The organism is Variovorax sp. F042 (assembly GCF_057814215.1).
Genome location: NZ_JBVASX010000006.1, coordinates 189,890 through 211,581, shown reverse-complemented (window position 1 = coordinate 211,581; position 21,692 = coordinate 189,890). Strand labels below are relative to the sequence as shown.

20 protein-coding genes are annotated in these 21,692 nt (G+C 66.2%); 14 read left to right on the top strand and 6 right to left on the bottom strand.

The window, feature by feature from the left end:
* The first annotated feature begins 13 nt into the window (after positions 1 to 13).
* Both ACZYSP_RS20510 and cueR read left to right on the top strand, forming a co-directional pair.
* Positions 14 to 208, top strand: coding sequence for a heavy-metal-associated domain-containing protein (locus ACZYSP_RS20510; RefSeq protein ID WP_007833622.1), 195 nt, complete (start codon positions 14 to 16; stop codon positions 206 to 208).
* Positions 205 to 609: a Cu(I)-responsive transcriptional regulator gene (gene cueR, locus ACZYSP_RS20505; protein ID WP_093057125.1), complete on the top strand. Its 405-nt coding sequence runs from the start codon at positions 205 to 207 to the stop codon at positions 607 to 609. The genes ACZYSP_RS20510 and cueR overlap by 4 nt, the downstream gene beginning before the upstream one ends.
* Position 610: 1 nt before the next feature.
* On the opposite strand, the gene ACZYSP_RS20500 is transcribed toward cueR, so the two are convergent.
* Positions 611 to 1,555 carry a YcjF family protein gene (locus tag ACZYSP_RS20500; protein WP_489016189.1) on the bottom strand — a complete coding sequence of 315 codons (945 nt, stop codon included), beginning with the start codon at positions 1,553 to 1,555 and terminating at the stop codon, positions 611 to 613.
* Between the two features lie 564 nt (positions 1,556 to 2,119).
* Between ACZYSP_RS20500 and creB the strand changes: the two genes are divergently transcribed.
* Entirely contained in the window at positions 2,120 to 2,914 is a 795-nt protein-coding gene (gene creB, locus ACZYSP_RS20495; RefSeq protein ID WP_093057126.1) for a two-component system response regulator CreB, read from the top strand.
* Complete coding sequence (gene creC, locus ACZYSP_RS20490; protein WP_426390958.1) at positions 2,911 to 4,350, top strand: two-component system sensor histidine kinase CreC; 1,440 nt, start codon at positions 2,911 to 2,913, stop codon at positions 4,348 to 4,350. Before creB ends, creC begins: the two co-directional genes overlap by 4 nt.
* Here creC and ACZYSP_RS20485 read toward each other — a convergent pair.
* The 4 genes from ACZYSP_RS20485 to creD form a co-directional block, all read right to left on the bottom strand.
* Positions 4,344 to 4,955, bottom strand: a complete 612-nt coding sequence (locus ACZYSP_RS20485; RefSeq protein ID WP_489016187.1) for a hypothetical protein — start codon at positions 4,953 to 4,955, stop codon at positions 4,344 to 4,346. The two genes, creC and ACZYSP_RS20485, sit on opposite strands and share 7 nt — an antisense overlap.
* Positions 4,956 to 5,040: 85 nt before the next feature.
* Complete coding sequence (locus ACZYSP_RS20480) at positions 5,041 to 7,443, bottom strand: penicillin-binding protein 1A (RefSeq protein WP_093076474.1); 2,403 nt, start codon at positions 7,441 to 7,443, stop codon at positions 5,041 to 5,043.
* A gap of 20 nt (positions 7,444 to 7,463) precedes the next feature.
* Entirely contained in the window at positions 7,464 to 8,657 is a 1,194-nt protein-coding gene (locus ACZYSP_RS20475; protein WP_489016184.1) for a glycoside hydrolase family 3 N-terminal domain-containing protein, read from the bottom strand.
* A gap of 95 nt (positions 8,658 to 8,752) precedes the next feature.
* Positions 8,753 to 10,195 carry a cell envelope integrity protein CreD gene (creD, locus tag ACZYSP_RS20470; RefSeq protein ID WP_489016182.1) on the bottom strand — a complete coding sequence of 481 codons (1,443 nt, stop codon included), beginning with the start codon at positions 10,193 to 10,195 and terminating at the stop codon, positions 8,753 to 8,755.
* A 203-nt stretch (positions 10,196 to 10,398) separates the two neighbouring features.
* On the opposite strand from creD, the gene ACZYSP_RS20465 reads away from it, so the two are divergent.
* The 7 genes from ACZYSP_RS20465 to ACZYSP_RS20435 all read left to right on the top strand — a co-directional run bounded on the left by ACZYSP_RS20465 (position 10,399) and on the right by ACZYSP_RS20435 (position 17,721).
* Positions 10,399 to 12,462, top strand: coding sequence for a VIT and vWA domain-containing protein (locus ACZYSP_RS20465; RefSeq protein ID WP_489016180.1), 2,064 nt, complete (start codon positions 10,399 to 10,401; stop codon positions 12,460 to 12,462).
* A 26-nt stretch (positions 12,463 to 12,488) separates the two neighbouring features.
* Positions 12,489 to 13,418, top strand: coding sequence for an exosortase Q (xrtQ, locus tag ACZYSP_RS20460; RefSeq protein ID WP_097197544.1), 930 nt, complete (start codon positions 12,489 to 12,491; stop codon positions 13,416 to 13,418).
* The gene (locus tag ACZYSP_RS20455) at positions 13,399 to 13,968 is read left to right on the top strand and encodes a hypothetical protein (protein WP_093174660.1); all 570 of its coding nucleotides are present in this window, start codon (positions 13,399 to 13,401) and stop codon (positions 13,966 to 13,968) included. Before xrtQ ends, ACZYSP_RS20455 begins: the two co-directional genes overlap by 20 nt.
* Positions 13,969 to 13,985: 17 nt before the next feature.
* Complete coding sequence (locus ACZYSP_RS20450; RefSeq protein WP_489016177.1) at positions 13,986 to 15,251, top strand: biosynthetic peptidoglycan transglycosylase; 1,266 nt, start codon at positions 13,986 to 13,988, stop codon at positions 15,249 to 15,251.
* Positions 15,248 to 16,018, top strand: coding sequence for a GNAT family N-acetyltransferase (locus tag ACZYSP_RS20445; protein ID WP_489016176.1), 771 nt, complete (start codon positions 15,248 to 15,250; stop codon positions 16,016 to 16,018). Before ACZYSP_RS20450 ends, ACZYSP_RS20445 begins: the two co-directional genes overlap by 4 nt.
* Before the next feature lie 44 nt (positions 16,019 to 16,062).
* On the top strand, positions 16,063 to 16,959 hold the full coding sequence (locus ACZYSP_RS20440) for a pirin family protein (protein ID WP_093057137.1): 897 nt from the start codon (positions 16,063 to 16,065) through the stop codon (positions 16,957 to 16,959).
* Positions 16,960 to 17,154: 195 nt separating this feature from the next.
* Positions 17,155 to 17,721, top strand: a complete 567-nt coding sequence (locus ACZYSP_RS20435) for a Spy/CpxP family protein refolding chaperone (protein ID WP_093057138.1) — start codon at positions 17,155 to 17,157, stop codon at positions 17,719 to 17,721.
* A 96-nt stretch (positions 17,722 to 17,817) separates the two neighbouring features.
* Here the strand turns inward: ACZYSP_RS20435 and ACZYSP_RS20430 are convergent, their stop codons facing one another.
* On the bottom strand, positions 17,818 to 18,252 hold the full coding sequence (locus tag ACZYSP_RS20430) for a serine/threonine protein kinase (RefSeq protein WP_489016174.1): 435 nt from the start codon (positions 18,250 to 18,252) through the stop codon (positions 17,818 to 17,820).
* A 242-nt stretch (positions 18,253 to 18,494) separates the two neighbouring features.
* Between ACZYSP_RS20430 and ACZYSP_RS20425 the strand changes: the two genes are divergently transcribed.
* The 3 genes from ACZYSP_RS20425 to ACZYSP_RS20415 are packed head-to-tail and all read left to right on the top strand — an operon-like array spanning position 18,495 to position 21,557.
* Complete coding sequence (locus ACZYSP_RS20425; protein WP_489016172.1) at positions 18,495 to 19,289, top strand: endonuclease/exonuclease/phosphatase family protein; 795 nt, start codon at positions 18,495 to 18,497, stop codon at positions 19,287 to 19,289.
* An 11-nt stretch (positions 19,290 to 19,300) separates the two neighbouring features.
* Positions 19,301 to 20,572: a cardiolipin synthase ClsB gene (clsB, locus tag ACZYSP_RS20420; protein WP_489016170.1), complete on the top strand. Its 1,272-nt coding sequence runs from the start codon at positions 19,301 to 19,303 to the stop codon at positions 20,570 to 20,572.
* A 19-nt stretch (positions 20,573 to 20,591) separates the two neighbouring features.
* The gene (locus ACZYSP_RS20415; RefSeq protein ID WP_489016168.1) at positions 20,592 to 21,557 is read left to right on the top strand and encodes a lysylphosphatidylglycerol synthase domain-containing protein; all 966 of its coding nucleotides are present in this window, start codon (positions 20,592 to 20,594) and stop codon (positions 21,555 to 21,557) included.
* The last annotated feature ends 135 nt before the right edge of the window (positions 21,558 to 21,692 follow it).

Here is a 21,692-nt window from a genome sequence, read left to right as displayed (position 1 = left end):
AGGAGCTACCACGATGAGCCAGAAATTCCAGGTCACGGGCATGAGTTGCGGCCACTGCGTGAGCGCGGTGCAGAACGCGGTGCAAACGGTGGACCCCGAAGCGCAGGTCACGGTCGATCTGGAAACGGGCCATGTCGACGTATTGAGCGAACAGCCGCGCAAGGACATCGTGGCCGCGATCGAGAACGCGGGCTACGCGGTTCAATGACGACGGGCCACGTCGCCATCGGCGAAGCGGCGCAGCGCTCCGGCGTGTCGGCCCGTATGGTCCGCCACTACGAAGGGCTGGGCCTGCTGCCGGCGGTGGCACGCACCGAGAGCGGCTACCGCCAATATGGGGAGGCCGACATCCACACGCTGCGCTTCATCAAGCGCTCGCGCGACCTGGGTTTCTCGATGGAAGAAATCGCGGAGCTGGTCGGGCTGTGGAACAACCGTCGGCGCGCAAGCTCGAGCGTGAAGCGCATCGCCGAAAAGCATCTTGGTGAACTGGAGCAGCGCATTGCCGACATGCAATCCATGCGCAACACGCTGGCCCACCTGGTTCATTGCTGCCACGGCGACGCAAGGCCGGACTGCCCCATCCTCGACGACCTGAGCAAGGTCTAGATCAGGCGCCCCGCACCAGCGACAGCACCTTGCCTGCATCCAGCGTGCGGGCCTTTTCCTGGATGGCCGGCAGGTACTGCGTCTGCAGGCTCTGCCCTTCCTTCACCACGCCCGAGAACGCGTCCTTCAGCATCTGCGTAGAGAGCGTGCGGCCGCCGGCGTAGTAGCGCTTGGCCACATGGCCCAGTGCGTAGGTCGAAGCAAAGCTCATCCCCGAGCTCACGGCCTGATTGCCCAGCCCGCGAAGCAATCCACCGCCAACCTTGCCAAGGAGGCCACCGAGCAGCTTGCGCCCGGCCTGCTCCAGGTACTGCGAAGTCAGGCCCACGCCGACCGTGGCCAGGAAATCCTTGATGTGGCCGCTGTCGAGCTGATAGCCGTACGACTGGCCGATGCGGTAGACCAGCTTCATCTGCAGCGGAATGATCGCCATGGTCGAGAGCGTCTCGGGCAGCAGCTCCAGCGCGCCGTTGAGGATTGCAGCGTTGAGGATCGACTTGTCGAGCTCGGCGGTGTCGGGCGTATTCGGCGTCGATGGCACCGCAACCGCGGTGCCGGCAGCAGCAGCAACAGGCACCGCCGCAATGTCTTCGGCCTGCTGCGAAAACGCGGCCGCCGAAGCATCCAGCCCCAGCGACGTGCGCACATCGGCCAGGAACATGCGCTCCGCCTCCGACTGCGTGCCGTCCGCGTCGCACACGCACACCGCCATCTCGTAGGCGAGCTGCCTGGCTTCGCTGCTTTTCAGCTCTCCGGCCACCGAGGCCAACGACACGCGCTTCATCAGCACGTCCTGGTACAGCGTCGGCAGGTTCAGGCCGTCGGCCTGCGACAGGCCCTCGGCAATCCGCTTGATCTCGGCCCGTTCACGCTCGTGCTTCTCACCATCGACAAAGGCAGCCAGAAGGCTCAGGGTAACTATCGACTTTGTTTCTGAAGGTGTCATGTTCAACATTTCGCAATATGAAGGATCAGGTTCGGTCGTCGAAGGGGCCGGAAGGTTCCGGCGAGCTTCTCCCCACAAACCTTGAGTAACTCTGTGGATAACGTTGGTACTTCTGTGTAGCGGAGTTGCAAGCCTTTGATTTAAAAGGGAAATCTACAGATCGCCCAAATTTTCAGCAATGAATTTCTCCGGGGAAAAACCGCCTTTCGCAGATTTTCCGGAAGGAGTCAAAGCACAACTCTGGGGACAGTTTTTGAACAAGCCATGGCTTATCCACAGGCCGGATCGGTTACCCAATGTTGTTCATGTGGCGGGTACAAACCGGAAGCGCAGCTGCGCACAGTGACAGAGCCATGACAAGTGCTTGTCACATAACGAAAAAAACGGCATGTCCACAGAAGAGGGCAACCCTTATCTACTACTACTAATTTGAATAAGAAGAATAAGAAGACAGGGAAAGGGAAAGCTGCGCGCGAAAAAAAAGCCGCGAACGGCCGCGCCAGTCAATGGCGCCTTTGAACAAAACCAGTCCTCCCGTTCCACTCCCCTCGGTAACATTCGTGGATGAGCTTCAAACCCCGGATCCTGATTGCCGAAGACGAATCAGGCATCGCCGACACGCTGCAGTACGTCCTCAAGAGCGACGGGTTCATTCCGGTCTGGTGCGCCACGGCCGAAGAAGCCATCGCCCAGTTCGCGCAGGAACCCCCGGCGCTGGCCATTCTGGACATCGGATTGCCCGATCTCAATGGTTTCGAGCTCTTCAAGCGCCTCCAGGCGCTCAACCAGTCCATGGGCGGCCCGGAGGTGCCCATGGTGTTCCTGACGGCCCGCAGCGACGAAATAGACCGCGTGGTGGGCCTCGAACTGGGCGCGGACGACTACATCGCCAAGCCGTTTTCGCCGCGCGAACTCGTCGCCCGCGTGCGGACTATCCTGCGGCGCAGCGCCAGAAACGGCGCAGGAGCCTCCACAGCGGGCGCGGCTCCAAACCATGGGATACCCCATCAAATCCAGGCCCAGACGCCTCCAGCGAGCTCACAGGCACCCGCACTGCCCTTTTCGCTCGACAACGAGCGCATGCAGATTCGTTATTACGGACGCCTGCTGGAACTCTCCCGTTACGAATACGGGTTGCTCAGACTGCTGGTGCAACGGCCCGGCCGCGTCTTCACGCGCGACGAACTGCTCGAACTTGTCTGGGACGATTCCAGCGACAGCTTCGACCGGACGGTAGACGCGCACATCAAGACCCTGCGCGCCAAGCTCAAGGCAATCGCGCCGGAAGTGGAGCCGATCCGCACGCTGCGCGGCACCGGCTACGCACTGAACGAAGAACTGCCCGCCAAGGCGTCGTGACCCGGCGCACGCGGATCTTCATCGGCATCCTGCTGATCTACACGGCGGGCATCGCCTTCCTGCTCTACCGCGTCGTTTCCGACATCGACCCGCGCTACCGTGAATCGGCCGAGGAATCGTTGGTCGAAACCTCGCAGTTGGTGGCCAGCCTGGTCGAGCAGGACGTGATCGCCGGTGCCATCAACACGGCGCGGCTCGAGCCTCTGTTCCGAACGGTCTACGCGCGCGAGTTCTCCGCCCAGATCTACAACCTGCACAAGAGCCGCGTCGAACTGCGCGTGTACGTCACCGACCGCAATGGCCGCGTGATGTTCGATTCGCTCGGCAGGCATCTCGGTGCCGACTATTCGCAGTGGGCCGACGTGAGCCGCACGCTCGCCGGCCTGTACGGCGCGCGCACCTCGCGCGATGTCGACGGCGACCCGCGCACTTCGGTCATGTACGTGGGCGCACCGATCCGCTGGAACAACGAGATCGTCGGCATGGTCAGCGTAGGCAAGCCGGTACAGAGCTTCGGCCAGTTCGTGGAAGACGCCCGCGTGCGCACCATCTGGGTGGGCGTCGGCTCGGCACTCGCGCTGCTGCTGCTCACGCTCATCGTCTCGATCTGGCTGGTGCGGCCCTTCGGCCTGATACGCGACTACTGGGCCTGGGTGCGCGCGCAGCGCAGCCTGAGCCTCGTGCGCATGGCGCGGCGCGCGGTCGACGGCGTACGCACCGGCTTCAGCGAAATGCGCGATGCCCTCACCGGCCGCAACTACGTGGCCGACTACGTGCAGACCTTTACGCACGAAGTGAAAAGCCCGCTCTCGGCCATCCGCGGCGCGGCCGAGCTGCTGCAGGAGCCGTCGATGCCGCATGCCGAGCGCGAACGATTCCTGAAGAACATCGAACGCGAGACGCAACGCATCCAGGAAATCGTCGACCGCATGATGGAGCTCACCGCGCTCGAGACGAGGCGCACGCTGGACCGCACAGAACCGGTGGTGCTGGCTTCGCTGATCGAGGACATCGCCGCCAGCGCACAACCCGCGGCAGCCAAGCGCAACATCAAACTGCTCGTGAACATCCGCGACGATGCCCGCACCGAAGGCGACCCCTTCCTGCTCCGCCGCGCCATCAGCAACCTGCTCGACAACGCCATCGATTTTTCACCGCGCGACAGCGAAGTTCTGCTCACGTTGGAAACGACGTCGAAGCTGGCCCGCGTGAGCGTGCGCGACCACGGCCCGGGCATTCCGGAATACGCGCAGGAAAAAGTCTTCGAGAAGTTCTATTCGCTCGCCAGGCCGCACAGCCAGAAGAAGAGCACGGGGCTGGGGCTGGCGTTCGTGAAGGAGATCGCGGCATTGCACCGCGGCCGGATCGATCTGGGCAACGCGTCGCGCGGTGGCGCCGTGGCGACGCTCACGCTGCCGTTGTTGTCACATCACTGAGGGTGGCCGATCAGCGCGCAATAGGCGCTGCGAGTTTCCGGACTCACAGCCCCGAGCGCCTGCAGGTACTGCGTCTGGTGCTGCCCGATCATGCGAGCCGACGCCACCGTCTTCGAGCGGCAATACCAGTGGCAGGTGTGCTGCATCAGGAACAGCTCGGCCGACATGGTGAAGGCTTTCGATTTAGGCGTGCGCCCGGCTTCGTTGCGCATCACGCCGGCAACGCCGCGTGCGTGGATGAGCAGGGCCTGGCGCACATCGAAGGTCGAACCCGGAAAGAATTGTGTGAACAGCGGAATGGCCACCGGCAGCTTGCTCACGCGCGTGGCGGGTTCGGGCATGCGCGAGAACTCGGCGGCGAAGCTGTCGAACTGGGCGGAGAGCTTTTCCTCGGTGGCGTCGAGCAGGTGCCAGATCTGCTGGCGGCGCTCGGCGTCGTCTTCGCCGAGGCAGCGCATGTAGCCGGAGGTGAGGCTCTCCATCAGCCTTTCGATCTGGTAGCGGCCGAGGTGGCTGGCCAGCAGCGCGATGCGCATGCGCTGTTCCCTGGACTTGAGGATGTAGAAGCCAGCGGCAAAGAGTGCCACCAGAGTAAGAATTTCCATGGATGCGTGGAGAAGAAAAAGAGAAGGCGGGAAGCAGCACCGAGTGTAGGCACCGCGACCCGCCTTCTCTTTTCAGCTTTGCGACTTACCGGAAGAAATCGAGGATCCTGTTGCGTTCTTCCGGTACTGGCGGCGCTCCGATGGGCGCACCCGTGAGTTCTTCGGCCGGCGGTGGCGGCGCTTCGCTTTCCAGACCCAGGCTCGCTACGTTGTGGCCCGGCGTGAAGTCGTCGAAGTACCACTCGCCATCGACGTTCACCACGCCAGGCGGTTCCGCGGGCTGCGTCACCGGCACGCCCTGCAGCGCGGTCTGCATGTAGCCGATCCAGATCGGCAGGCTCAGGCTACCGCCGGTTTCACCGCGCACGCCGAGCTGGCGCGGCGTGTCGTAGCCGATCCACGCGATGCCGACCATGGTCGGCTGGAAGCCCGCGAACCAGGTGTCGAATGAGTCGTTGGTGGTGCCGGTCTTGCCGTAGAGGTCGTCGCGCTTCAGGGCCTGGTGCGCCTTGAAGCCGGTGCCGTTCTTCACCACGCTCTGCAGCAGCGAATCCATGATGAAGGCGTTGCGCTGCGGAATGGCGCGGCGCGCTTCGTCGAGCACAGGCGGCTCGGTTTCCATGATGACCTTGTCCCTCATGTCGGTGACGCGCGTGACCAGGTACGGATTGACGCGGTAGCCGCCATTGGCGAACACCGAATAGCCCACCGCCATCTGCATCGGCGTGACCGAGCCGGCGCCCAGGCCCATCGGCAGGTTGGCAGGATGCTTGTCCTTGTCGAAACCGAACTTGGTGATCCAGTCTTGCGCATAGGGCGCGCCGATCGACTCCAGCACGCGCAGCGTGACGAGGTTCTTCGACTTCATCAGCGCGGTGCGCAGCGGCATCGGGCCTTCGTAGGTGCCTTCGAAGTTCTTCGGCTCCCACGGCTGGCCGCCGTTGGCGCTGGCGTCGAAGTACAGCGGCGCGTCGTTCACCACGGTTGCGGGCGTGAAGCCTTTTTCAAGTGCGGCCGAGTAGATGAAGGGCTTGAAGCTCGAACCCGGCTGGCGCCAGGCCTGCGTCACGTGATTGAACTTGTTCTTGCCGAAATCGAAACCGCCGACCAGCGCCTTGATGGCACCGCTGCGCGGATCCATGCCGATGAAGGCGCCTTCGACCTCGGGCAGCTGCGTGATCTCCCAGGTGTTCTTCGGCGTCTTCGCCACGCGGATGACTGCGCCGCGGCGGATCTTGATGTTCGGCGGCGCCTTCGCCGCGAGGCCCGACTGCGCGGGCTTCAGGCCATCGCCCGTGATCTGGATGGTTTCGCCGTTCGCGCGCACGGCGCTGATTTCCTTCGCGTTCGCGTCGAGCACCACGGCCGCAACCACATCGCCGTTGTCGGGGTGTTCGGCCAGCGCATCGTCCACGGCTTCGTCGATTTCCTTCTGCTCGGTCGGCAGGTCGACGAACCTCTCGGGGCCGCGGTAGGGCTGGCGGCGCTCGTAGTCCATGATGCCCTTGCGCAGCGACCTGTAGGCAGCTGCCTGGTCGGCCGCCACGAGCGAGGTATAGACCTTCATGCCGCTGGTGTAGATGCTGTCGCCGTACTGCGCGTACATCATCTGGCGCACCGTCTCGGCCACGTACTCGGCATGGAGGCGGTTCGGATCGGCGGCGTCGCGCAGGTGCAGTTCTTCCTTCTTGGCTTCTGCAGCCTGGTCGGCGGTGATGAAGCCGGTTTCCTGCATGCGGTCGATCACGTAGAGCTGGCGCGCCCGCGCGCGGCGCGGGTTGGCCACGGGGTTGTTGGCACCGGGCGCCTTCGGCAGGCCGGCCAGCATTGCGGCTTCGGCGACGGTGACGTTCTGCAGCGGCTTGCCGAAATAGGTTTCGGCCGCGGCCGCAAAGCCGTAGGCGCGATTGCCCAGGTAGATCTGGTTCAGGTAGATCTCGAGGATCTGGTCCTTGGTGAGTTGCCGTTCGAGCCGCAGCGCCAGCAGGATCTCGTAGGTCTTGCGGCTCATCGTCCGCTCCGAGCTCAGGTACACGTTGCGCGCAACCTGCATCGTGATGGTCGACGCGCCCTGCTTGCGGCCGCCCTTCAGGCTGGCCACCGCTGCGCGCAGGAAGCCCTTGTAGTCCACACCGCCGTGGTCGTAGAAGCGCGCGTCTTCCACAGCCAGTACCGCGTCTTTCATGACCTTCGGAATGTTGGCGAAGGGCGTGAGGTTGCGGCGCTCTTCACCGAACTCGCCGATCAGCTGGCCTTCGGTCGAGTACACGCGCAGCGGCAGCTTGGGCCGGTAGTCGGAGAGCTCCGATACGTCGGGCAGCTTCGGATAGATGGCGACCACCGCGACGATGGCTGCGACCAGCACCACGAGCGCGCCGGAGCCGACCGCGATGGCGCCCCAGCCGGCAATGCGCTTCCATGGCGCGCGGGGTTCGTTGGACGCCGCATTGCCGTCGTCGGAAGGTTTGGAGCTTGAGCGTTTGAACATAAGAGTTGGCTGCTTACTGGCTAGCGAAAGGATTGGAGCCGCCGCGCGCTGCTGCGTTCCTGCATCGGGAGGTCGAGCGTGCCTTGCCGCGCAGCCTGCAGCGCGCAATGCATGGCATCGAAATACTTGTCGTGGTCGAAGGCGATCAGCAACAGGTCCACGCCTGCGCCGAGGGCGCGAACGGTGGCATCGCAAAGACCGCGGTTATAGGCTGCGCCCATCGTGAGATCGTCGGTGACGAGCAGGCCCTGGTAGCCCCATTCGCCTCGAATCACCCGCTGCACGATTTTGCGCGAGAAAGAGACCGGATATTCGGCGTCGAACTCTACAAGGATGACATGGCCGAGCATGATCGCGGCATCCGAATGTTTCGACACGTCTTGAAACGGCTTCCAGTCGTGCGCCGCGAGTTGGGCGACAGGCGTGCGCAGTTCGGCGGCGAAATGATGGGTGTCCTCGGCCACGCCGCCCAGGCCGGGAAAGTGCTTGAGCGTGCCGCGAACGCCTGCGGATTCAAGGCCCAGCTCGTAAGCGAGCGCCACCTGCGCAGTGATGGCGGGGTCGGCCGAGATCGCGCGTTCGTCGATGCGGGTGTGGAAGTCCCAGCGGCCCGGTGCGCGGCCGGGGCGCAGGTCGACCACTGGGCTGAAATTGAGCGTGATGCCAAGAGCCGCGAGCGCCTTGCCCTGTTGCGCGCCGTAGGCATGGGCGCGTTGTGTGAGCTCGTTGTCGGGCACATCGGCGTCGAGTAGCGAGGCGAGTGCAGGCTGGCGTTCGACCAGTGGCGAGAGACGCGAAACCGAGCCGCCTTCCTGGTCGGTTGCGACGATCAGCGGTGGCAGGCCGGCTTCGCGGCGCAATGCCTGCAGGCCCTCGATTTCATCGCGCAGTTCAGCGGCCGTGCGGCCCTTTACATTGCGGCCGGTTACGAAGATTCCGCCGATCAGCCCCTTCCTGGCCAGCTCTCGCAGGTTTTTCGCATCGTCGTACCCGACGATGAAATGCGCGCCCAGCGCCTGTGCGAGCGGGCCCTCCGATGCATTCACTTCGGCCCGGTGCTGGTGCGATGCCGCTTCGTTGCACAGGGCAGTCAGCAAGGCCGCGAACGCCAGGCCCAGAGCGACCGGGCGCAAGTTGCCCCGTGCAAACCGCCAGGCGATTGCGATGCCGGCCACCAGCATCGCCAACAGCAGAGGCAGTTCCCACGCGCGCATGAAGCGCAGATGCGGGTCCTTCAGGTGCCAGGCCCAGAACCACAGTGTGGCCAGGGCCAGCCAGCCCGATGCACTCGCGATGACCCGCAGCAGTCTCATGCCGCCTGCGCTTCCGGTGCCGGTTCCACGCGCCGCGAGAGCGCATACCAGTCGACCTTGCGCGTGACGAGCATCAGCGTGGCCAGCATGCCGAAGATCAACAGCGCGCCGAGCAGCAGTGCGTTGCTTTCGGAAGCCAGCAGGCCGTAGAGCGCGCCATAGAGCAGCGCCACGAAGGCGCCGAAGGACAGGCCGCGCCGCCAGCCTCCCAGCACCGCGCTGAAGTACACGGCCAGCAGCGCGACGCTCGCCGTGGCGGCACCCGCATATGCCATCCAGAACGCGAGCTTCTCCGACAGCGCGAGCAGCAGCAGGAAGAACAGCGCGATCGACAGGCCGACCAGGCCGTACTGGATCGGATGCAGGCGCAGCTTGCGGAACAGCTCGAACATGAAGGCGGCCATCAGCACCAGCCCGATGAACAGCGCACCGTACTTGCCGGCGCGCGTGCTCATCGAATACACGTTGATGGGCTGCGCGAGAGACACGTCGAAGGTCTGCAGCGGACCTATGTTCTGGCGTGCCTGGGTGGTGGCGGCTTCAGCGGCGTTGCCGCGACCCGAGAGACCCGCGCGTACCTGTTCGCGAGCCGAAGTCACGAGCGACGACACACGCCAGTGCGCGTCGAAGCCCTGCGGCGTCACGCTGCGCTCGGCCGCGAGAAAGCGACCGCCGAAGCTGGGGTGTGCCCAGGGCGAGGTCAGATGCGCGGTCGTTTCCTCGGCGATGGGCGCGATGGAGAGCGTGTCCTGCCCGACCAGGCCGAGCTTCATTTCAAACGCGATCGGTGTGCTGGCCTGCCATGCACTGAGCGCTGCACCGGTGAGCGGCGCGTGGATGCCGTCTGCAAACCATGCACCGTCGGCCAGGCCCGGCACGCGTTGCTTGAAGCGCAGTGTCTCGCTGCCCACCGTCATCGCGGGCGAGCCGTCGAGGCCACGAAGGTCGCTCACGTTGAAAGCAATGAAGGGAGCCTTGAATTCGATGCTCGAGTCGGACTCGCTGTGCGGCACGGCCTTCGGGTCGAAGGCCGTGAAGCCGCCAGTGAGCGCAGCGTTGAGCGTGTAGAACGGAATCTTGAAGATGCCGCGATAGCGCTCCTGCGGCGCCATCGTGCCTTCGATGTGCAGCTTGTCAGGGAACACCACGTGGGCCATTTCCTTGCTGCGCGGCTCCTGGCCGATCACCTTGCCCTGTGCGTCGCGCAGCGGCTCCATCCAGCGCTCCACATACGGCACCAGCAGCAGCGGGCCGACCATCGTCTGGCGGCCCGCATAGGTGGCGGCGAGCTCGTCGGCTGCTTCGCGCTGGCTCTCGCCGCGGGCGCGGTTGATCGAGTCGATCTCCCCCAGCGGAATGCACAGGAGCAACAGCAGGAAGAACAGGCCGGCGACCTTGGCCAGCACCGAGCTCTGAAGGGCCTTCAACAACTGAAGCATTTTTTCTCTCCTCGTCTGTAGCGAAGCCGCGATGCTCGCCGCGCGATCCGAAGGCCGTGTGAAGCGTGCGCGCCGCTTCGCTTCACACAGACTTCACAGAGCCGGGCTCGGGTGTTTTCGACTTCAAGAAGCCTTCCAACTGCCTTCTCGCGTGGTGCCGACAGTTGCGGCTGTGCAAGTTCGCACGGACAAGGACCCCCGCCATGGATGCCCACATCACCACCCCACGTCCCGGCCGCTGGCTCTGGCTCGCCACCGTGAGCCTGGCGACCGCGGGCTTCATCGCCATGGGCGTGCGCCCGGCGCATGCGCAGGAAGCCCCCGCCGGCCCGCGCCTGAAGACCGAAAGCCCTTATTTCTTCGTGAAGAGCGACGATCCCTCGGTCGACCGCCTGCCGTTGAAGGGCACCGAGGTCTCGGTGAAGATCTCGGGCGTGATCGCCGACGTGACGGTCACGCAGACCTACCGCAACGAAGGCCAGCGCGCCATCGAAGCGAAGTACGTTTTCCCCGGCTCGACCAAGGCTGCCGTGAGCGGCCTCAACGTGCGCCTGGCCGACCGGCTCATCACCGCGCAGATCCGCGAGAAGCAGCAGGCGCAGATCGAATACGACACCGCCAAGAAGGAAGGCAAGACCGCCGCGCTGCTCGAGCAGCACCTGCCCAACGTGTTCCAGATGAACGTCGCCAACATCCTGCCCGGTGACGACGTGAAGGTGGAGCTGCGCTACACCGAACTGCTGGTGCCGCAGTCGGGCAACTACCAGTTCGTGTTTCCGACCGTGGTCGGGCCGCGCTACAACTCGCCGCAATCGGAGAACGCGCAGGCCAAGTGGGTCGCGCAGCCCACGCTGCCCGCTGGCGTGGCGCCGAGCACGAGCTTCAAGCTCAAGGCCAGTATCGACACGCCGATGGGCATCAAGGAAATCCGCTCGGCCACGCACACCATCGACGTGAAGAAGAGCGACGAAGACCAGCACGCCGACATCGCGCTCAAGGCCGACGGTCGCCCCGCTGACAACCGCGACTTCGTGCTCGACTACCGCCTGGCGGGCGAAAAAATCGAATCGGGCCTGATGCTCTACAAGGGCCAAGGCGAGAACGCGGAGAACTTCTTCCTCGCGATGGTCGAGCCGCCCAAGGCCGTGGCCGCCAGCGCCATCTCGCCGCGCGACTACATCTTCGTGGTGGACATCTCGGGCTCGATGCACGGCTTTCCGCTCGACACCGCGAAGACGGTGCTCGAACGCCTGATCGGCGGGCTGCGCCCCAGCGACACCTTCAACGTGCTGCTGTTCTCGGGCAGCAACAAGATGCTCTCGCCCAAGTCGGTGCCGGCCACGCGCGCCAACATCGAACAGGCGCTCGCCACCATCCAGAACTACAGCGGCAGCGGCAGCACCGAACTCATTCCTGCGCTCAAGCGCGCGTACGCCGAGCCCAAGGAAGAAAACGTATCGCGCAGCATCGTGGTGGTGACCGACGGCTACGTGACGGTCGAGCGTGAAGCCTTCGAGCTGGTGCGCAACAACCTCTCGAAGGCCAATGTGTTCGCCTTCGGTATTGGTTCGTCGGTCAACCGCAGCCTGATGGAAGGCATTGCACGCGCCGGCATGGGCGAGCCCTTCATCATCACCGACCCGGTGCAGGCGCCTGAGCAGGCCGCGCGGTTTCGCCGCATGGTCGAGTCGCCGGTGCTCACCAGCGTGAAGGCCACTTTCGGCGGGCTCGATGTGTACGACGTGGAACCGCAGGCCCTGCCCGACGTGCTCGGCGAACGCCCGGTGATCGTGTTCGGCAAATGGCGTGGCGAAGCCAAGGGCCGCGTGATCATCGAAGGCCAGAGCGCCAGCGGCCCGTACCGCCAGGAAGTTCGCATCGACGACCGCACCCGACAGGACACCGCCGCGCTTCGCACGCTGTGGGCACGCCACCGCATCCAGAGTCTGAGCGACCAGGAAACGCTGGAAGGCGGCACGGCCTTCAAGGAACGCATCACCGAGCTCGGCCTGAAGTACAGCCTGCTCACGCAGTACACGAGCTTCATCGCCGTCGACAAGGTGGTGCGCAACGTGGCGCCGCAAGACAGCGTGGGCGTGAACCAGCCGCTGCCGATGCCGCAGGGCGTGAGCAATCTCGCGCTGGGCGCCGAAGTGCCGAGCACGCCCGAACCCGAATCGCTGGGCGCCATCGCCGTGGTGCTGTCGATGCTCGCGATGCTGCGCCGCCGTGCGCGCCGCAGCGACGCGCGTCGTTTCACTGCTTGAACAAAAGCAAAAGAGAGAGAAGAAAAATGTCTTTGGCAACGCTCGCCCACCGCCACCCGCGCATCGTGGACTGGGGCATCCACATCGACCGCACGCCGGCCGCCGGCTGGCTGGGGCTGCAATTCATCGCGCTGATGCCGACCTGGGTCTGGATGGTGCAGCGCATGCGCGACGGCTCCGACGATCCGATGGGTCTGCTGGCGCTGCTCGCCCTCGCAGCGCTGACCTGGAGCCGCCGGCATGAACTGCGCGCCTCGCCGCGGCTGGGCTGGCTCGCGCTGGCCGGCGCTGGCACCATGCTCGCGACGCTGCTGCGCACGGGGCTCGGCTTCGTGCCCGCGCTGCCGCCGCTCGCGGCCGGGCTGGTGGCCGTGCTGGCGCTGGCTTGCGGGCTGCTGGCTTTTCTGCCGCGCCGTGTAGCGGCGTTTCCGGTGGCTGGCCTTGCTGTGCTCGCGCTGCCGCTGCTGTCGTCGCTGCAGTTCTATGCCGGCTATCCGCTGCGCGTGCTGACGGCCGAAGTCAGCCGCTGGCTGCTGGCGCCGGGCTTCGACGTGGCGCGCGAGGGCACGAGCCTGATGATCGATGGCCGCCTGGTGATCGTCGATGCGCCCTGCTCGGGCGTGCAGATGGTGTGGCTCGGCTACTTCACGGCCTGCGCCGTCGCACTGTGGGCGCGCCGCAGCGACCGCGCCTTCATGCGCCGCCTGCCGATGGTCGGCCTCTTCGTGCTGGCCGGGAACATCGTGCGCAACAGCGTGCTGATCGCCTTCGAAGGCGCTGGCCATCCGCTTGCGCCGTGGGCACACAACGCGCTGGGCCTGCTGGTGCTGGCCGTGGTGTGCGGCGCCATCGCCCGCCTCATGGTGCCGGCGCAGTCCGAACCCCAAGCTGCCGAACACCCCATTCCAGGCCTGATCACCACCCAAGGAAGCCGCCATGTCGACACCGTTCTTTGAACGTTGGTTTGCAAACCATTTCATCAACCGCATCGGCCACAAGACAGCCTTTGCGCTGGCGATGGTGCTGTGCGTGCTGTGGTCGGCGACCGCGGCCATGCGCGCACCAGCCGAACCGGTTGCTGCAGTGATGTCGCACGAATGGCCTGGCGAGTGGGATGGCGTTCCGTTGCGCCCGCTGGCCCTGAGCGACGTGGAGCAGCGCTTTGCCGACCGCTTCCCCGGCGCCATCGGCCGCATGACCGACGGCACGCAGACCCTGGTGATGCGCGAAGTGGCGCAGCCCACGCGCATGCTGCACCCGGCGACCGATTGCTATCGCGCGTTGGGCTACCGCATCGAACAGGCGCGCCTGGAACGCGATGCACAGGAGCGCATGTGGCGCTGTTTTGTTGCGCAACGGCACGGCGCGCAAAAAATCCGCGTTTGCGAGCGCATCGTCGATGCCCGGGGCACTGCTTTCACAGACACTTCAAGCTGGTACTGGGCAGCGGCCAGCGGCCAATCCCATGGGCCGTGGCAAGCTGTCACGGTGGCAAAACCGATCTGACGATCCGAGAACGTGCCTTGAAGAAGATCCTGCGATTCGTGCTCTATGGCCTGCTGGCCTTGGTCATTACAGCGTGTGTAGCTATCTTTTTGATAGTCAAGCTGGCGCTCGCGCCGACTGCGGGTGAGTGGAGCACCACGGTGAAGACGGGCCCGCTGAATTTCGAGATCGGCATTCCGACCGCAGTGCGCGTGGCCACCTCGTCGTGGTTCGCGCCCTACCTCGACGGGCGCTCGCTCGACACCAGCTTCGGCACCGTGCGCTTCGCCTGGAAGCCGGCCGGCGAGCTGCTCGAGATGCAGTGCGCGCCTTGCAGTGCAGAGGTGCCGGCGCTCGGCACTCAGCCGATCAGGGTCGAGCGCCTGGTCGCCACCGTGAAGCGCGACGGCAACACGCTCAACGGCACCTTCGAGGCCACGCCCCAAGGCACAGACACCACCCGGCTGCAAGGCAACTGGGACGGCAGGCTCGCGCCGAAGAACATTCATCTGAACGCCAGCGTGCAGGACGCACCCATCGCGCGCTGGTACGCGGTGCTGGTGCCCACCCTGCCCGAACTGCAGCGCGCACGCATCGGCGGCACGCTGGCGCTGCGCGGCCAGTTCGTGCTGCCCGAGGCCACCTTCGCCGTGCAACCCGTCATCAGCCAGTTCACCGTCGAGGGGCTGGGCACCGAAGCCATGCTCAACGCGCGCACCAGTTGCGGCCCCTCGGCCAAGCTCGCCAACGACAGCTGGCTGGCGCGCGCCGTCATCGCCGCCGAAGACCAGCGTTTCTTCACCCACAGCGGCTACGACCTGACCGAGATCCTCGCGTCGATCGACAACAACCAGAAGCCCGGCCAGATCCGGCGCGGCGGCAGCACGCTCACGCAGCAGCTGGCCAAGCTGCTGGTGACGGGCAGCGACCGCACGGCCGAGCGCAAGCTGCGCGAGCTGCTCTACGCGGTCGAGATGGAGCAGACGCTGGGCAAGGCCCGCATCCTGCAGCTGTACCTGGACAACGCGCCCTGGGGCGGCAACATCTGCGGCGCCGAGGCCGCGGCGCGCCGCTACTTCAAGCGCAGCGCACGCACGCTCGAACCGGCGCAGGCCGTGTGGCTCGCCGCCATGCTGCACAAGCCGCAGGCCGTGCTCGAGCAATGGCGGCGCGACGGCCACATCGACGCCGACCGCATCAAGTGGGTTGCCGAGGGCATCCGCGGGATCAGCCGGAACCAGCGCGAAGCGCTGCTCAAGGGCGTGGCCGCGGCGAAGTTCACGGCGCCGGAGGCCACGCCATGAACACCAGGACACTGAACGTCACCGACATCGAAGCCATCGAGCGCGCCACCATCGCGGCCGTGTCGCCCGACCTGACCGAGGAGCTCGACGGCTGGCTGCTGCCCTTTGCCGGCGGCACCGTGAAGCGCGCCAGATCGGCCGTGCCGCTGCACCGCAGCGCGGTCGACCACGCAACGCTCGACCGCATCGAAGACCGCTACGACAGCCGCCAGGTCGTGCCCGCGCTGCGGCTGGCCGACGCGCCCTGCTTCGACGGGCTGCGCGCCGAGCTGGAGCGGCGGCACTACATCGGCGATAGCCCGACCTGCGTGCAGATCGGGTCGGTGCAGCGCATGCGGCAGGTGGTCGCGCCGGGCGGCGCATTGGCCGATGTCGACCGCGCGCCCGACGACGCCTGGTCGGCGCTGTTCCTCGGCGAGGGCTTCGATCCGGTGGACGGCGCCCATCGCGTGCGGATGCTGTCGCGGGCCAAGGGCACGCTCTATGCCAGCGTGCGCGAAGGCGGCCGCACGCTGGCGGCCGGCGCAATGGCGTTCGGCCACGGCTGGGCCAGCGTGCACGGCATGCGCACCGACCAGGCGCAACGCGGGCGCGGCCTTGCGGGGCGCGTGCTCGCCGGGCTGGCGCAGGCCGCATCGGCGCGCGGCTTCGAGCGGGTCTTCCTGCAGGTCGACGCACACAACCACCCGGCGCTGTCGCTCTACCGCCGGGCCGGCTTCGAGACGCATTGGAAGTACAGCTACTGGCAGCGCCAGCAGTGGCCTTGACGGGGCGGGTGGCGCGGCGGGCGCGTTAGTGCCACCATGGACGCATGATGAATGCCAACCACCACGCCAACCACCCCACCGATCCCGTCGCCACGCCGCGCGGCATCGACCACATCGTGGCCGGTGTTTCCACCAGCGACGGCGACGGCGTGAAACTCACCCGCGTGCTGCAGCAGCCCCTGCAGAAGCGGCTAGACCCGTACCTGATGCTCGATGCCTTCGGCAGCGACAACCCGGGCGACTACATCGGCGGCTTTCCTAACCATCCGCACCGCGGCTTCGAGACCGTCACGTACATGATCGCGGGCCGCATGCGCCACCGCGACAGCGAGGGCCACGAAGGGCTGCTCGAGAACGGCGGCGTGCAGTGGATGACCGCCGGCCGCGGCCTCGTGCACAGCGAGCTGCCCGAGCAGGAAGAAGGCCTGATGGAGGGCTTTCAGCTGTGGCTCAACCTGCCTGCCAAAGACAAGATGCGCGAGCCCTGGTATCGCGACGTCCAGAGCGAAGAGATTCCCGAGTTCACCACCACCGGCGGCGCGCACGTGCGCGTGATTGCTGGCGCAAGCCACGGCATCGAGGGTGCGGTGCGGCGAGAGCACACCGAGCCCCTGTACCTCGACATCACGCTGCCGCCGGGCGCCGAGTTCGCGCAGCCGCTGCCGGACGATCACAACGCGCTGGTCTACGTGTTCCGCGAATCGCTGTGGATCGCGGGCAGCGAAATTCCGACGCGGCGCATGGCGATCCTGGCCAACGACGCGGGCAGCGACGGCGTGGTGCTGCGCGCCGGCGCAACCAACCACAGCCCGGCGCGCGCGCTGCTCATCGCCGGCAAGCCGCTGCACGAACCCATCGTGCAATACGGGCCCTTCGTGATGAACACGCAGGAGCAGGTCAAGCAAGCCGTGCACGATTTCCAGAACGGCAAGCTGGGCTGAGCCTGTTCACCCCTGAAGCGACTGTGGCCGGCCAATCGAGGCAATAAGTCACGCCATGCGTTGTGCCCACGGTCGCGGTTCATCATTCTTTACGCAAGCTCACGCAGGGCTAACTGGCGCGACACAGAGCTCTTCCACACTTCGTCTCACCTGCTGCCCATCGGTGGCGGGCTTCTTCGAAAGGAAGCAACTCTCATGATTTCTCTTCGCCAACGCATCGTCTGGGCCAGCCTGCTGGGTTCGGCCGCCCTCGCCTCTTCGGGCGCCTTTGCTCAAGCGCCGGCCGCTGCTCCCTCCGCACCCGCCGCCGCGGTGGCCCAGGCCGACAGCGCCGCCGCGCCCAAGGCGCAGCACAAGCGCATGGACCCCGCCAAGCGCATGGAGCGCATGCAGGAGCACCGCGCCAAGCGTCTTGCCGCCCTGAAGGAAAAGCTCAAGCTCACTTCGGCACAGGAAGGCGCGTGGAGCTCCTTCACCACCGCGACGCAGCCGCCCGCCGGTCCGCGCCCGCACATGGACCGCGCCGAGTTCGCCAAGCTGACCACGCCGGAGCGCCTGGAACGCATGCAGACCCGTCAGGCCGAGCGCAGCGCGATGTTCGCCAAGCGTGCCGACGCCACGAAGACCTTCTATGCCGCGCTGACGCCCGAGCAGCAGAAGACCTTCGACGCCGAGACCGCGCACTTCGGCGGCCCCCGTGGCCACGATGGCCATCGCGGTCATGACGGCCACCGCGGTGCGCCGGCACCCGCCAAGGGCTGACCCCCGCCCGCGACGCGCCGGTGACGGCGCTGTCGAAGAAAAAGCCCGCAACGCTTTCGCGTTGCGGGCTTTTTCATTGACGGGCCGCCTTGCCGATTAGTCCGGCGTGCCGGTGCCGGCCTTGTCCGTCGGGTTGGTCACCACGTTCGGGCGCTCGCCCTTCTGGCCGAACTGCGGCTTGACCTTGCGCCCTGTCTGGCTGACTTCAGCGCGCGACATCTCGCCGGTCGGCTGCGGCATGGCGTTCGGCTGGTGGTTGATCATGGTCGTTGCCTCGCCCTTGGGCACCATCGTGGTGGCGTTGCTGCGGTTCTGAGCGCGGGCCTCGGCCCTCACCGCTTCGCGCGATGCGGGCATCGAGTTGTCGGGGCGCTGCGGCGGGTTGGCAACGCCGGCCGGCGTCATGGTGCTGGCTTCGCCGCCTGCCGAGGGATCGGGCTGGGCGGGAATGGACGTGGTCTGGGCCAGGGCGATGCCTGCCGTACCCAGCAGCGCGGCGAGAACCGTGGCGCGAAAAGTGACTTGCTTCATGGCTTGCTCCTTGTGGCTTGTATCGATATCGGTGGATGAAAACGCGGGCTGCTTTTCTCGAGCCCTGAATTCACCGTAGGAGCGGTGAAATCCCCGTCGTGTGGGGGTGCGGCAGGCCTGCCTGTAGGAGCCGGCCGCCATGGGGAGCCCGCCGCCGCGCAGCGAAAGGGGCGAATGGGTCCGAAGAAGGTGGCGCGTTCCTACAGTCAGCGCGCGCGGGGCCACGTACAACCCGCACAACGATGTCTTCTTCGCCCATTCCCGACGCCGCGGCGGCCATGCCGGTCTTGCCGACCTCGCTCAAGGTCATGACGATGAATACCCACAAGGGCTTCACCGCGCTCAATCGCAAATTCATCCTGCCCGAGTTGCGCGATGCAGTGCGCACCGTGGGGGCCGACGTCGTGTTCCTGCAGGAAGTGCTGGGCACCCACTCGCGCCATTCGCGCAGGGTGAACAACTGGCCGGAGGCGCCGCACTACGAATTTCTGGCCGACACCATGTGGCCGCAGTTCGCCTACGGGCGCAACGCGGTGTACCCGAAAGGCCACCATGGCAATGCGGTGCTCTCGAAATTCCCGATCGTGCATTTCCGCAACCACGACGTTTCGGTGAGCGGCCCAGAGAAGCGCGGCCTGCTGCACTGCGTGCTGCGGCTGCCGGGCCGCGTCGTCGACGTGCATGTGATCTGCGCGCACCTCGGGCTGGCCGAGGCGCACCGGGAGCAGCAACTGGAACTGCTGTGCCACATCGTGCGCGACGAGGTGCCGTCCGATGCGCCGTTGATCGTGGCGGGCGACTTCAACGACTGGCGCGGCCGCGCGCACGACATCCTGGAAAAAGGCGCCGCGTTGCGCGAGGTGTTCGTGCACGCCCACGGCCGCGCGGCCAGGACCTTTCCGGCGCGTTTCCCGGTGCTGCAGCTGGACCGCATCTACGTGCGCAATGCCGGCGTGCACGCGCCCGTGGTGCTGCCGCGCCGGCCGTGGTCGCACCTGTCGGACCACGCCCCGCTGGTGGCGGACATCGACCTGTGAGCGGGCAAGACATGAGCAACAACAACAACCGCTGGATCGGCGGCAACCGCATCGAGCTGCTGGAGAACGGCGAGGAGTTCTTCCCGCGCGTGTTCGACGCCATCCGGCAGGCGCAGCGCGAGGTGATCATCGAGACCTTCATCCTGTTCGAGGACAAGGTGGGCATGCAGCTTCATGCCGCCATGCGCGAAGCGGCGCAGCGCGGCGTGAAGATCGATGTGCTGATCGACGGCTTCGGCTCGCCCGATCTCTCGCGGGAGTTCATCGAAGGCCTGACATCGGCCGGCGTGAAGGTGCGTGTGTTCGACCCGGGGCAGCGCTTCATGGGCCAGCGGCTCAACGTGTTTCGCCGCATGCACCGCAAGATCGTGGTGATCGACGGCGCGCGCGCCTTCGTCGGCGGCATCAACTATTCGGCGGACCACCTGCTCGACTTCGGCCCCAAGGCCAAGCAGGACTATGCGGTCGAACTCGCGGGGCCGATCGTGGCGGAGGTCCATCAGTTCGTGCTGCGCGCCATCGCGCTCGGCGGCAAGGGCGCGGGTTGGTTCCGCCGCCGGCTGAAGCAGGCGCCGCGCGCCGGGCAAGTGCGCGCCGGCGAGGCCGAAGCCATGTTCGTCACACGCGACAACCGGCGCCACACCAACGACATCGAGCGCCACTATCGCGCCGCGATCCGGACGGCGCGCGAGCGCATCGTGATCGCCAATGCGTATTTCTTTCCGGGCTACCGCTTCATCAAGGAGCTGCGGCGTGCGGCGCGGCGCGGCGTGGACGTGCGGCTCATCCTGCAGGGCGAGCCCGACATGCCGATCGTGAAGACCGCCGCGAGCATGCTGTACCACCACCTACTGCACGCCGGCGTGCGCATCTACGAATACTGCGACCGCCCGCTGCACGGCAAGGTCGCGCTCATGGACGACAAGTGGAGCACCGTGGGTTCGAGCAACCTCGACCCGCTGAGCCTGTCGCTCAACCTGGAAGCCAACGTGATCGTGCGCGACGAAGCCTTCAACAAGGTGCTGTGGGAGCGCATGGACCAGTTGATGCAGCACAGCTGCAAGCAGGTGGAGGCGGCCGACCTCGCCAGCGAATGGAGCGGCTGGCGGCTGGTGCGCAGCTTCTTCGTCTTCCACATCCTGCGCTGGTATCCGGCCCTCCTGGGCCGCCTGCCGCGCCATGTGCCGCGCCTGACGCCGGCCGAGGCCACCGACCTTGCGAGCCGGCGCGACACCGGGCGCAGCAATCCGGCCGGCGGTGCTACGCAGACGGAAACCGCCTGAGCGGAAAGGCCGTATCGCAATGAGCACGATGGCACTCTCCCGCCACAGCTGGTGGCCCTGGGCCCGCCGCGCGGCGATGTGGGGCTTTTTCGCGCTGATCGCCTGGCTGCTCGTGCGGCAGGCGCGCACCATCGATTGGGAAGAGGTGCTCGACGCCATTCGCGCGCTGCCTCTCATCTTCCTGCTCGCGGCCGGCGCGCTGGTGGCCTGCAGCTTTGCGCTCTACAGCACGTACGACCTGCTGGGCCGGCACCTGACGCGGCACCGGCTCGGCACGGGCACGGTGATGGGCGTGACCTTCATCAGCTACGCCTTCAACCTCAACCTCGGTTCGCTGGTGGGCGGCGTGGCGTTCCGCTACCGGCTCTATTCGCGCCTGGGGCTTGCGAACGACACCATCACGCGCGTGCTCGGCTTCAGCATGCTGACCAACTGGCTTGGCTACCTCGTGGTGGCCGGCACGGCCTTCTGCTTCTGGCCGATGACGCTGCCGCCCAGCTGGAAGATCGACGGCGAGGGCCTGCGCATCCTCGGCGCGGTGCTGCTGATGGCGGCACTGGCCTACCTGGTGCTGTGCGCCACGGCACAGGGGCGCACCTGGCGCGTGCGCGGCCATGCTTTCAAGGTGCCGGGGCTGCCGATGGCGCTGCTGCAGCTGGCCATGTCGTGCACCAACTGGTCGCTGATGGGTGGCGTGATCTGGTTCCTGCTGCAGGGGCAGGTCGGCTACGCGCAGGTGCTCGCGGTGCTGCTGGTGGCGGCGGTGGCAGGCGTCATCACGCATGTGCCGGCGGGGCTCGGCGTGCTCGAGGCGGTGTTCGTGGCGCTGCTCGCGCACGAGGTGCCACAAGCGAAGCTGCTCGGCGCGCTGCTGGCCTATCGCGGCCTGTATTACCTGCTGCCGCTGGTGGTGGCCACGCTGGGCTATCTGGTCACCGAAGCGAGGGCCAGGCGGCTGCGCGTGCCGGCGAGGCCAGGGCGCTAGAAGTGGTAGGTGTAGCGCAGCCGGTGCATCTCACGATGTGACTTCTGAATGCATGAAGTGGGAATAAGTCGGCATCATTGGTTTCCGCCGCGTTCGATATTCGATCAGCACGTAATTTCCACATCGGAAAGCGGG